We start from the raw sequence: 11,972 nt of genomic DNA, 5'->3' as shown, positions 1-11,972 counted from the left end.
CTGTCAGCGCTCGAACAACCTCTTTTAGCGGTGGTTGGCAGCAGAAATCCCTCGATTACCGGTTGTGAAAATGCAAAGAACTTTGCCAAAGAACTTTCAACACATGGAGTCACTATTGTCAGCGGATTAGCTTTAGGTATCGATGGCCAAGCCCATATGGGTTGTGTTGAAGCAGGAGGAAAGACAATTGCGGTGTTAGGCACAGGAATCAATTGCATCTATCCACGCCGGCACAGCAAATTAGCAGCACAAATACCTCAAAATGGCCTCCTGATTAGTGAGTTCCCATTAAATAGTCCACCAATCGCTGGACATTTTCCACGCAGAAATCGTATAATAAGCGGTTTATCATTATGCACATTGGTTATTGAATCAGCAATCAAGAGCGGTTCGTTAATAACGGCCAAGATGGCCTTGGAGCAAAATAGAGATGTTTTGGCTATTCCTGGATCAATCCATAATCCATTGGCCAGAGGCTGCCATCATTTGTTACAGCAAGGAGCTAAACTGGTCACATCAGTAACGGATATACTGGAGGAACTTAGAATTGACTCCAGTCATCTAACTGTTGATAAACCCATTATTTCCCTTGCCAGCGGGAATGAAAACCTAGTAAAGTTCATTGGTTTTGAATTGACGAGCATCGATCAAATCATAGTACGTAGTGGATATACCATTGAACAAGTTACTGGCGAGCTTGCAGAATTAGAATTACAAGGTACTGTCAGAACAGTGCCCGGTGGCTACATAAGGTGTTAATATGAAAGATAACTTATTTGAAATGTTATTGAATTTATTTGAAACAAGTCTGACTCAACTCCAAAAAAGCCATACTAAAAAAGAACCGGGCTTACAAGAAGACTCAGATAAAAGCGAAATCGAAGAAGCTGAAGAACAACTATTGTTTGTCAGGAATGCTCAAAACAGCTCTACCCGTGTTTTTACCTATGAAGAACAAATGAAATTGACGAAAGCCAGCTATCAATTTCTTATGCGTATGAAATTATGGAATGTAATTGATGAAAGTTTTTTTGAGTTGATCATTTCTGAATTGCAATGTTCTGACTCCCGAATTGTCACTTTAGAAGAAACAAAATGGGCAATAAGGAACGTTTTGCAGAACCATATGAATGAAGATCAATTGGCTTTTCTGGATCTTGTGCTATACCAAACAGAAGAAGAACTAACATTACATTAAAAAGAAGGTTTATTTCATATGAGTAAACACTTGGTGATCGTAGAATCACCTGCAAAAGCTAAAACCATACAAAAATATCTGGGCAACGATTATGAAGTATTGGCCTCCTATGGCCACGTTCGTGATTTACCTCCACGAAAAGGTTCTGTAAATCCGGATAACCACTTCCACATGACATACGCCCCTATCGATAAAAATGCACGCCACATTGAAACCATAGCTAAAGCGCTTAAAAAATCAGACTCTCTCTTGCTCGCAACCGACCCCGATAGAGAGGGAGAAGCCATATCCTGGCACATATTTGAATTGATGAAAGAACGAAATCTTATAAAAGATAAAGCAGTGCATCGGATCTTTTTTAATGAAATTACCAAAGCAGCAATTCAGGATGCAATAGATAATCCTCGAACTATTTCCATGGATCTGGTTAATGCCCAACAAGCAAGAAGAGCACTGGATTATCTGGTTGGTTTTAATCTCTCTCCCTTACTCTGGAAAAAAATCCGACGTGGACTTTCCGCCGGTAGGGTTCAAAGCCCCGCTCTTCGACTGATTGTCGAACGCGAAGAGGAAATAGAACGCTTTGTTTCCCAGGAATACTGGAAAATACTCGCGCAATGCTCGCATGAAAAGACCGGATTTGAAGCACGATTAACTCAATATAAAAATGAAAAAATTCAACAGTTTACGGTTAAAGATGAAAAACAGGCACTACAGATTAAAAATGATCTGATACAGACAGCACAAGGTTATTTATCTGTTACACACATTGAAAAGAAACAACGTAAACGCAAGCCATCGCCCCCGTTTATTACCTCGACCTTACAGCAAGAGGCAGCTCGAAAACTAGGATTCACTGCTCGCAAGTCGATGATGGTTGCACAACAGTTGTATGAAGGTATTGATATTGGAACAGGCACAGTTGGTCTTATCAGTTATATGCGTACTGACTCTGTAAACCTGGCTACCGAAGCAATAGATGAAATTCGTGAGTACATCACGCAACGCTATGGTAAAGACAATTGTCCCAGTACTCCCAGAGTCTACAAAACAAAATCAAAAAATGCCCAGGAAGCTCATGAGGCGATAAGAACCACCTCCATCAAACGTACTCCTGAAATGGTACAGGAAGCACTAACCAGCGATCAATTTAAATTGTACAGCTTAATTTGGAAACGTACGCTGGCCTGTCAAATGGAAGATGCGATTATGGACACCGTTGCAGTAGATTTTAGCTGCGGTGAAGGCACTCTGTTTCGAGCTAACGGTTCTACGGTCACTTTTCCCGGCTTCCTCACCGTCTATGAAGAAGGACGCGATGATTCTAAAGACGAAGATGGGGAAGGAAGCATTCTTCCGCCATTTACCGTCGGTGAGAAGGTAAAAATAACCGATTTGGTAGCCAATCAACACTTTACAGAACCGCCCCCAAGATATTCTGAAGCAACCCTGGTAAAAGCGCTGGAAGAATATGATATTGGCAGACCGTCGACCTATGCCGCGATAATTCACACACTGCAACAACGAGAGTATGTGATAGTTGATAAAAAGAGATTCCAGCCAACTGATGTGGGGCGTATAGTCAATCGTTTTCTGACCCAGTATTTTACTCGTTATGTTGATTATAAATTCACAGCAGGCCTTGAAGACACACTGGATGCTGTATCTCGAGGTGAAAAGGAATGGATACCTGTACTAGAAGAGTTTTGGCTTCCTTTTGTGGGACAAATTCAAACCACGGATGAGCAGGTGCAACGTAAAGACGTGACCACTGAAGTTCTGGAAGAACAATGCCCAAAATGTCAGAAGCCTCTGTCTATTCGCCTTGGAAAACGCGGTCGCTTTATCGGATGTACTGGCTATCCTGAATGCGATTACACTCAAGATATGAGTGGACAGGATAATGAAAAGAATGAACCTGAGATTGTCGAGGGAAGAAATTGTCCTTTATGTTCCAGTGTTCTGCATATTAAAACCGGGCGTTATGGTCGATTTATAGGTTGCAGCAATTATCCGCAATGTAAGCATATGGAACCATTAGAAAAACCAGCGGATACTGGAGTAAGCTGCCCCAAGTGTAATCATGCAAAGATACTGCAGCGTAAATCAAGAAAAGGTAAAATTTTCTATTCTTGTGGCGACTATCCAAAATGCGATTATGCATTGTGGAATGAACCTATTGATAAACCATGTCCTAAATGTGCCTGGCCTATCCTTACCGTAAAAGAAAGCAAGAAGTTTGGACGTCAAATTCTATGCCCTCAAGAAGGTTGTGGTTATTCCCATAAAGAAGAAGACTAGCACCTTCCTGTATTAGCCAAAATGGACTGATTCATGCACATCAGTGCTCATAAATCTGCCCATTTTGGCGAAGCAAAACAACCATTAGTAAATACACCCACATATGTTGCTTCCTCCATGCATTTCAGCCAGCAATAAAAATCATAATAGCTATACTATGTAATATATCCGACTCTAACAGGATAAGGAGCTTAAATGTTTAGAACAATAATAAATAATATCCCCTTTAGCTTCTTAGTAATATTTTTAATGTTGACCTTTATGGCAATTACTTACCTCTTCTCACGCTTATCAGACTCCTGGCTTCATATTACTGCAGATATAGCGCACATCAAATTAACAAACACCCTAATGGGAATATTAGCCAGTGGTTTTTTTGTGCTGCTAGCCTTCATTATTATTAATACCTGGAATTATCAACAAGAAGCTCGAAATGCTACATCCAAGGAAGCAGCTTGCCTGTCTGTTCTGCTTAGAAATGTCAATGTTTTTCCAAAAACTGACCAGGAAAAAATTCAAAAAGCAGTAGCCGAATATGCTTCTGATGTTCGAGTAGACGAATGGAAAACGATGCGCCAGGGACAGGAAAGTGATGCAGCACGAATCAGTTTAGAAAAATTAAATACTGAGATTCAAAATTTACAACCCACTTCTTATCAGGATAAATTGTATCACGGTTTGATGACGGTTGATTTTAATGATCTGTTACAGGCTCGCAGGGATAGATTAAGTAAAATAGACAGCATCATTCCTAAAACTCTAATCAATACGGTTTGGGCATACTCAATATTTCTCGCTATCATTGTTGGTTTAATCAGGGGAAAAGATACACTAATAAACCTCACCCCTGTGCTCTTATTTTCTGGCTTACTCGGCTTGAATCTGGCGTTAGCAATAAATTTTGATTACCCATTTTCTGGAGAGATTAGTGTAACTAACAGAGATTTTTACAAAGGAACACTAGGAATATTTCCAGATAAAGTTCCTGATACGCGTTAGCATCAGGAACTTGACCTCTCTGTCCTCATTGCGGATCATTCATTAATTGTTCAATGTATCGTCTACAAGTTAACGGATGATGTAGAAAATTAATTAAATGGCGGGTTCCCCCGGTTCCTGTAATAACTAAAGCACCGTATCGTAACAAGCTCCCCAAAATGGATTGGCGAATGTCGATGGTTTCAATTTTACTTAATGGTATATCAACCGTTTGCCTTACTATGATGCCAGTCCGTAAAATAACCTGTTTTTTCTTAATAGTGATAGAGGAAAAATAATACGTAAACCAGGTCATGACTATCCAGATTAGTGCAAAAATCATTAAAACAAGACTTACTTGTCTTAATTCAACAATATAAATATAAAGCGCGACAGTAATCCAAAATCCCAGGAGTGGTCCAAAAAAGATAACCCAATGCAATCTGGTAAAATAGATAACATTACTTTCAGTTGTTGTTTCTGCCATTCCTCACCTGTACCTGTTCCAAAAAATAACGCTGTTGGTAGTTACACTATTCTACACATAAAACAGTTTATTTAGCGATAGTTTACTTCTTTATGTTACTATCTAATACAGTAGTAAACCTGATTTTTTCGAGACGAAACATGCGTTCCATTAGTAGGTGCCTGAATAAACAACTGCTCGACCTGTGCCAACGTTCGATGTTATTGGAAGAGTTGTCCAATAAGGTGAAACAGTTGCTGCCAGAAAATCTGGCTTCGGCATGCCATGTCGGTAATTTTTCCAAGGGATGCCTGACTCTTTCCACCACGAATGCGGCCTGGGCATCACAATTACGTTACGCCATACCCGAACTTCGCGATAAGTTAAGAAAAGAAGCGGGTATGTATCAGCTGACATCAATAAAGATTCTTATTGCGGAGGCCACTGCAATACCGTATGAAAAAACTAATGTATCCGCACATGTATTAACGGAAAAAGCCAAGGCAACCATCATCAGTGAAAGTGAACAATGTACTTATCAACCCCTGCAAAAAGCCTTGTTACATTTGGCTACTGGTGAAAAGGAATAAATCAGGGCATGTCAACACGCTCTAATTAGAGCTATTTATATTGCATAGACAAGTTAGTTCCAGTAGTACATTGAAGATCTTGAAAATCGAGATACAAGTTATTGAGGGTTTCTTTGGCTTGGGGAGAAGACAAACAAGGTGCTATTTTTTGTGATAAAAAAATTAATGTTGGCAGCATTTGTTCTGGCCAAGTGCTGTACATCGTGTCCAATTCAATTAAGAAGTCTTCGACCGAGCGGTCAAAAAGCTCAGTAAAATGATCATACGGAACTGGATCTCGTCTGTATTTTATGCTGGGTTCAATATATCTTCGACCTGCATCACTGTTTAAAATTTTATCTTTACATCCTTTGGCAAACTGATTCTCTGGATTAAGCGTTAATGCATGCTCAACTAAAGCATTAGCTGAAAGCCAGCATGATTGTTCAAATTGCTTAATTGGTGGTTGAATGTATTTAAGGAGATAATAACCGAAACACGCCATAATCTGTGATAGTATTTCAGGTTGCGCATCATGTTTTGAAATAGATTTGAACGCAGATAAAAATGCTTCAGTAGCTTGTTTTTTTATATCTACTTGTTGGGCATCAACTATAGGTTTTTCTGGTAGAAAAAAGCTGGATGTTCTCAAGATAGACGCTCCATTAGAGTGCTTTTGAGAGAAATCACCATCATTTGTTACATCGTTTTTATTTTTCATTCCAAAAGCCTTATGAATACGACTTTAAAAGCGCAAGAAGTAAGACGCACTGTAACATAAAGACCGAAAAATAACCAACAAATTGTAAAAGAAAACCAATTAGATTAAATTAGAACGACTGCAATTATCCGATTAAAGATTTCAACTGCATGTAGCATCAAGCAAAATCCAGTTGCCTCCAGGCCTCAAATAAAATGATAGCCACCGCATTAGACAAATTAAGACTGCGGCTATTTTCAACCATAGGAATGCGAATGGAGGCATATTTAGCTCTGATCTCAGCTGGTAAGCCTCGTGTTTCTGGACCGAAGAGCAAAATGTCACCGGCTTCATAACGCACATCGCTGTAATTCTGATCCGTCTTTGTAGTGCAGCAAAATATTCTACGCCCTTGATGCTGCTCCTCAAATGTATTCCAGTCAGCATACTGCTGCACAGAAGCCCATTCATGGTAATCTAAACCAGCCCTTCTCATCCGCTTGTCATCAAGTTCAAATCCTAAAGGATGAATCAAATGCAATTGGGCACCGCTATTAGCACAGAGCCGAATAATATTACCTGTATTGGGAGGAATTTCAGGTTGATAAAGTGCAATATGTAACATTTATTGTTCCCTTAAGACGATAGGAGCATGAATTGTGTTTAATGGATGCATTATATCAGAGTAGTGTAAAAGCATGAATGATGGCACATCATCGCCTGTACGGCTTTATTCTTAGTTCAGGACTAAGTAGGCGATGTTATCGTGTCATCGTGTAAGGCAGTTGAAAAGCATCTTGCTACCCAATCCTTATCAAGCAACACAAAACAATCCTGAAGAAAATCAGTAAGCTCCTCTTCCTCCATTACATGTTCAGACCCAAGTGGTTCAACCTCATGATGAATGTATTCACCAAAATAATGTCGAGTAAAATCCATGTAGTCGCGCGTATGCAAAATAAAGGTGTGCCAAAGTTCATCTAAGATCAGTAATGGACCAAAAAGATAAGAATTTTTTCCATGTTTCTTTCTTTGAACGTTAAGCCATAACCAACTTAATAAATCTTCAAATAAAATCTGACCATCATCTAGGGTAAATTCAGGATGATGGTGACAAAAGCAAGTAATTACTTTCTGATTTTTATACTGCTTTAGTTCGATAAGTTCGCGAGTCATTATCTGCAACAAGTCTTTTTGGCGCTAGGTTTCTTGGTTACATACCCAATAATACGACAAATCATTTCTTCTTTAGTCATCACGTTCTCCTTAATGGACAAGAGTACATAGTCTATCCTATTGTTCATAAAGGACGCAATTGGATGTTCTTATTTCAATCAATAAGTAACATACTTTATTCAGGAGCCTCTTCTTAGCGCTCAACCCAATCATTCTAAAAATACCATAGAGCATACATAAAAAGTACGTCTTTCCGAGCGTAGCGAGGAATCTCCTATAGGCTGATAAGATTTTTGTTAGTGCACTGATAAAAATAGCTTTTAATCATCTCGAATTTACAAGAAATTTGAGCAAGAATAAAATGATTGTAAACATCGATGTGGGAATACGACAACAGTTTTTTAATGATATTGTGCTATTTTGCAGGAGATTCCTCGCTACGATTGGAAAGACGTCATTTTTTAATGAAACAGTTGTGACATACCAGCCTTCTGTAAGAATATCAGCAAAGGTAACAATGGGAATATAAAAGGGAGTCAGGCACTATCACCTAACTCCTCTAAATAAACTCTAACAAATATCTGCGTTAGCTATGCGATTACCAAATGACGCACCTGTTTTTATTCACCATCGGACTGTCATCAGGAAGATTAAAAGCCTCTTGGAATTGCGGCATATTAGCCAAGCTGCCATTAACTCGATACAGTGCTGGAGGATGAGGATCGGTGGTAACCTGGTTGCGCAGTTGTTGTGGTCGAATATTCATAGCCCATACGTGCGCTGTACCTAAGAAGAATTGTTGGTCTGGTGTAAACCCATCTATAGTTTTGGCATCTTTATAAGCATTAGAACGATGAAATGCCCTATATGCCAAAGTAATTCCGCCTAAGTCAGCAGTAGCCTCTCCAACAACCAATTTCCCCTGAACCGGCAAATCGCCATCTACAACGTACTTTGAATACTGATCAGAAATACATTGGGTCGCTTTATTAAATTTTGCCAAATCACTAGGTTTCCACCAATTGTTTAAATTGCCATTACCATCAAATTGTGCGCCTTGATCATCAAATCCATGAGTCATTTCATGACCAATCACAAAACCAATCGCTCCATAATTTACAGCTGCAGGGGCGTTAGGGTCAAAAAATGGTGCCTGGAGTATTCCTGCTGGCAGATTGAGATTATTCATTGATGGATCGTAATAAGCATTAATTGTTTGCGGCGTCATTCCCCATTCCGTTCTATCAATAGGTTTACCAATTTTATCAAGATCACGATTAATTAAAAATTCATTCGCTCTGATAACGTTTAATACATAAGGACCTCTATCAACGTTTAAACTAGAATAATCCCACCATTTGGAAGGATAACCGACACGCTCTTCCATCAGCTTTAATTTTTGCAATGCTGCAACCCGTGTTTCAGGGGACATCCAGCTAAGGGAATTAATATCCTCTTCTAACACAATGCGAATATTTTTTAAAATATCCAACACTTCCTCTCGCGATTTAGCAGAAAAATATTTATCGACATACATCTTGCCAATGGCAAATCCAAGTGTCCCATTTTCTGTAGCAACTACTCGTTTCCAACGGGGTAGTAACTTTTCTGTTCCGGTTAAGGCCTTAGCCATTTTAAAATTCTGCTCAACAAATGGCTTTGATAAATACGAAGCATAAGCATCTATTAAGTGCCATTTTAAATAAATCTTCCATTGTTCGAGGCTAATATCGGTAAGCAAACTGTTCACAGTCTTAAAAAAATCGGGCATGGCCATATTAAGATTCGTGATAGATTCCTGTCCCCTGGCGGCTAAATATTTTGAGATGGCGAAGTTAGGATATGCTTTGTCTAACTCAGTAACCGTCGTCATATGATAAATTGCATGAGGATCTCGCTGGGCAACTTGCGACATAGATGCAGTTGCCAATTTGGTTTCAATCTCCATCACAGTTTTTGCATTATTAGCAGCAACATCAGGAGTAACACCTAATAGCTCAAACATTTTCCCTATATGATTTACGTACTCGTCACGAATTTTCTTAAATTTAGGATCGTCTTTTAAATAGTAGTCGCGATCGGGCAAGCCCAAGCCACTCTGCATCAAGGCACCGATCATGTCTTTGCTGTTTTTAAAATCCTGCATACTACCAAATCCAAACAAGGCATCAACACCAATGTGATGTAAATGAACCAATTCATTTTGCAGATCCTGTAGTGTCTTTATTTCATCTATTTTGCTGAATTCAGGTTTTAACGGTTGAATGCCAAGCTTATCAATACTTTGTTCATCCATTCCGCTGTAGTAAAAATCACCTACTTTTTGCTCTATGCTGCCGGGCTTTGCGTTGGTATTTTCAGATGCCTTAATCAACATTTGATGAATAATGTCTCTAACATTCTCATTGACCAGATTAAAGCTCCCCCACGATGCATACTCAGGTGGAATTGGATTATTTTTTTGCCAGGCACCGTTGGCATAACTATAGAAATCCTGGGAAGGAGAAACATTGCTATCAATCCAGTCACTATGAAGACCATAATTAGATGGATTGTTCGCAGCTTCAGGGCTAACCGCATATCCTAAAGAACTACAGATTATAGAAAGAGTAAGAACTCCCAATTTACATTTCATCCCACCGCTCCTTTTTCTAGAATGCGCCTTTCGGTTCAAATACATTATATATATATTTTATACCACTGGATTCAGGAAATAAGAACAAAAGAATTTTATTTCTTTCCTTAATGAAGCGATAGCTAAAAATCAATTCACTATGGCTTTTTTCCATCTATCCCTTCTTCTGATTTAAATTGTGTAACGATGTTCCAGGATAAATTTATCTTTGGATAACACATGCTCCTCCGATACAAAGGAGGTGTTCTTTTTGCGAATAGCGCTTAAGACTTCTGTAATAAATAATTAATACAATACTTATCTTTTTAAAAGACGAGGTACACCCCATGCAAATGAAACATGAAGTGATAAAATGTTCTGAAGTTCAGAAATTGTTTACCCCAATGATGCCGTCATCCGTCCATCCGCTGCATTTGGAAGGATTAGAAGTAATTCTAAATATGCAAGCAGGTGATTTTAGTGGTAAAAGCGTTTTTCAAATAGAGCTAATGCCCAATAAAACATTCCGCCTTCATTGCCATCAAAATCCAACGGCGCTCGCTGTATTTATGGAAAAATTAAACCCTACGTTTAAAATTGGTAAAACGACCCAAGGTTTTTTTATTGATTTGGAACAAGGCTTTGTCGTTAGAGTCAAATTTAAATTATGCGAAATCAATCTGGATCAAATACCTGAACCTGTTCTATGCAAGCTACCCACCGATTTGGAAAAAGAACATTTGGCAGCAATAAATTTTTGTTTTGCTAAAAATCCTTTGCTTAAGCTTGAGTTTCGTAAAACACATTACAACCCAAACACCAAAGAATCATCAGGACCTCTGCAATCAATTATGTTTAAATTTCCACCCAACGCCAAACAAGCAGACTTCACCGCTCTGACAGAAAAAGTGTGTAATGATTTGGGGCGGGATGTAATGATGTATTCCGGTCTGGCTCGCGATAAAACTACCTACTGTTTCGAACTAAATGCTTCATCGTTACAAAAGTACTATCAAAACTTAATTAACAGCTCCTTCGTTAAATCCGCTGTTGAATTGAGCCAATCCCAATTGCTGAATATGAATGGCCTGTTTCATTCTCAAGTAGTGGAAGCTCCAGCACCAGCTGCCCCAGTTGTGGTGGAAATACCCAATCAGTATTTGTGCCCCATATCTATGGAATTAATGACGGATCCAGTTATTAGTGAAGATGGATATACCTATGAAAGAAATGCAATAACTCAAGCTCTGAAAGCAAGACCAGTATCCCCGATAACTCAAGCGCCGGTTAATCCAGATCTATTAATTCCTAATCGTGCTTTAAAAGAGCTGATTGAACAGTTCATTAAAGATCATCCTGAAATAGCTCAAGATAACATGGCTCTCCCATTTGCCCCAAATAAATAACTGCCTTGCGACACCTGGTGAGAACACTAAGTTCGTATCATGGTAAGTAAGGTGCAAATATGAGAGCGACTTGATACGCTCAGAGGAAAGATGTAAATAATCCCGAATACGGGGTTATTTAGATGGTAAAAGATCAACTTGATCAGACATAAAAAAATGGGGTTAAATCAGAGATATCTGAAAACTACAGGAATGAAGAAGTCTAATGGGTATCAAGCTTCAATCGGATAATATTCAGGCTGCATAGGGAGATAATCATCTGCTTCAAAATACGTGTATTCCCATGCGTCTTGTCTGACCATTAATTCACGTAGTAAACGATTATTCAGTTCGTGGCCAGATTTATAACCTTCAAATGCTCCAATTAAACTGGAACCTAACAGATATAAATCACCTATTGCATCAAGAACTTTATGGGTGACAAATTCAGATTCAAAACGTAAGCCATCATCATTTAAGACTCGGTAATTATCAACAACAATAGCATTGTCCAAGCTACCGCCTTTGGCCAAATCACATTCTCTTAATTTTTCATAGTCGGAGAGAAATCCAAAAGTACGGGCC

General features: G+C 38.9%; 12 protein-coding genes. 6 read left to right on the top strand and 6 right to left on the bottom strand.

Annotated features, from left to right (window positions below; genetic code table 11):
* The 4 genes from dprA to Q0495_RS15295 form a co-directional block, all read left to right on the top strand.
* Positions 1-759: DNA-processing protein DprA (gene dprA, locus Q0495_RS15310; protein ID WP_298627831.1), on the top strand; the 759-nt coding region annotated here is incomplete at its 5' end.
* A 1-nt stretch (position 760) separates the two neighbouring features.
* Positions 761-1,198: a DUF494 family protein gene (locus Q0495_RS15305; RefSeq protein ID WP_298627829.1), complete on the top strand. Its 438-nt coding sequence runs from the start codon at positions 761-763 to the stop codon at positions 1,196-1,198.
* An 18-nt stretch (positions 1,199-1,216) separates the two neighbouring features.
* Positions 1,217-3,499: a type I DNA topoisomerase gene (gene topA / locus Q0495_RS15300; protein WP_298627827.1), complete on the top strand. Its 2,283-nt coding sequence runs from the start codon at positions 1,217-1,219 to the stop codon at positions 3,497-3,499.
* 195 nt (positions 3,500-3,694) lie between these two features.
* On the top strand, positions 3,695-4,498 hold the full coding sequence (locus tag Q0495_RS15295) for a DUF4239 domain-containing protein (RefSeq protein WP_298627825.1): 804 nt from the start codon (positions 3,695-3,697) through the stop codon (positions 4,496-4,498).
* A 25-nt stretch (positions 4,499-4,523) separates the two neighbouring features.
* On the opposite strand, the gene Q0495_RS15290 is transcribed toward Q0495_RS15295, so the two are convergent.
* The gene (locus Q0495_RS15290) at positions 4,524-4,964 is read right to left on the bottom strand and encodes a PH domain-containing protein (RefSeq protein WP_298627823.1); all 441 of its coding nucleotides are present in this window, start codon (positions 4,962-4,964) and stop codon (positions 4,524-4,526) included.
* A 140-nt stretch (positions 4,965-5,104) separates the two neighbouring features.
* On the opposite strand from Q0495_RS15290, the gene Q0495_RS15285 reads away from it, so the two are divergent.
* Positions 5,105-5,533: a DUF721 domain-containing protein gene (locus Q0495_RS15285; RefSeq protein WP_298627821.1), complete on the top strand. Its 429-nt coding sequence runs from the start codon at positions 5,105-5,107 to the stop codon at positions 5,531-5,533.
* A gap of 31 nt (positions 5,534-5,564) precedes the next feature.
* Here Q0495_RS15285 and Q0495_RS15280 read toward each other — a convergent pair whose 3' ends face one another.
* From Q0495_RS15280 to Q0495_RS15265, 4 genes are all read right to left on the bottom strand, one after another.
* Positions 5,565-6,233 carry a hypothetical protein gene (locus tag Q0495_RS15280; RefSeq protein ID WP_298627819.1) on the bottom strand — a complete coding sequence of 223 codons (669 nt, stop codon included), beginning with the start codon at positions 6,231-6,233 and terminating at the stop codon, positions 5,565-5,567.
* Between the two features lie 157 nt (positions 6,234-6,390).
* Positions 6,391-6,837 (bottom strand): tRNA (uridine(34)/cytosine(34)/5-carboxymethylaminomethyluridine(34)-2'-O)-methyltransferase TrmL, encoded by a 447-nt coding sequence (trmL, locus tag Q0495_RS15275; protein ID WP_298627817.1) that lies wholly within the window; start codon positions 6,835-6,837, stop codon positions 6,391-6,393.
* Positions 6,838-6,959: 122 nt separating this feature from the next.
* Positions 6,960-7,388, bottom strand: coding sequence for a hypothetical protein (locus Q0495_RS15270; protein ID WP_298627815.1), 429 nt, complete (start codon positions 7,386-7,388; stop codon positions 6,960-6,962).
* Positions 7,389-7,986: 598 nt separating this feature from the next.
* Entirely contained in the window at positions 7,987-10,023 is a 2,037-nt protein-coding gene (locus Q0495_RS15265; protein ID WP_298627813.1) for a M13 family metallopeptidase, read from the bottom strand.
* Positions 10,024-10,349: 326 nt separating this feature from the next.
* On the opposite strand from Q0495_RS15265, the gene Q0495_RS15260 reads away from it, so the two are divergent.
* On the top strand, positions 10,350-11,408 hold the full coding sequence (locus Q0495_RS15260; protein ID WP_298627811.1) for a U-box domain-containing protein: 1,059 nt from the start codon (positions 10,350-10,352) through the stop codon (positions 11,406-11,408).
* A gap of 212 nt (positions 11,409-11,620) precedes the next feature.
* Here the strand turns inward: Q0495_RS15260 and Q0495_RS15255 are convergent.
* Positions 11,621-11,972 (bottom strand): UDP-3-O-acyl-N-acetylglucosamine deacetylase (locus Q0495_RS15255; RefSeq protein ID WP_298627809.1); only part of this gene is annotated, 352 nt, incomplete at its 5' end.

Source organism: uncultured Legionella sp., from assembly GCF_937871865.1.
GTDB lineage: Bacteria > Pseudomonadota > Gammaproteobacteria > Legionellales > Legionellaceae > Legionella.
The sequence above is the reverse complement of the archived record's forward strand: the minus strand, read 5'-3'. Positions and strand labels throughout refer to the sequence as shown.

Excerpts from the sequence above, each read along its gene's own strand:
- Q0495_RS15305 (WP_298627829.1), top strand. The coding sequence starts at position 761 with ATGAAAGATAACTTATTTGAAATGTTATTGAATTTATTTGAAACAAGT.
- topA (WP_298627827.1), top strand. The coding sequence starts at position 1,217 with ATGAGTAAACACTTGGTGATCGTAGAATCACCTGCAAAAGCTAAAACC.
- Q0495_RS15295 (WP_298627825.1), top strand. The coding sequence starts at position 3,695 with ATGTTTAGAACAATAATAAATAATATCCCCTTTAGCTTCTTAGTAATA.
- Q0495_RS15290 (WP_298627823.1), bottom strand. The coding sequence starts at position 4,964 with ATGGCAGAAACAACAACTGAAAGTAATGTTATCTATTTTACCAGATTG.
- Q0495_RS15285 (WP_298627821.1), top strand. The coding sequence starts at position 5,105 with ATGCGTTCCATTAGTAGGTGCCTGAATAAACAACTGCTCGACCTGTGC.
- Q0495_RS15280 (WP_298627819.1), bottom strand. The coding sequence starts at position 6,233 with ATGAAAAATAAAAACGATGTAACAAATGATGGTGATTTCTCTCAAAAG.
- trmL (WP_298627817.1), bottom strand. The coding sequence starts at position 6,837 with ATGTTACATATTGCACTTTATCAACCTGAAATTCCTCCCAATACAGGT.
- Q0495_RS15270 (WP_298627815.1), bottom strand. The coding sequence starts at position 7,388 with ATGACTCGCGAACTTATCGAACTAAAGCAGTATAAAAATCAGAAAGTA.
- Q0495_RS15265 (WP_298627813.1), bottom strand. The coding sequence starts at position 10,023 with ATGAAATGTAAATTGGGAGTTCTTACTCTTTCTATAATCTGTAGTTCT.
- Q0495_RS15260 (WP_298627811.1), top strand. The coding sequence starts at position 10,350 with ATGCAAATGAAACATGAAGTGATAAAATGTTCTGAAGTTCAGAAATTG.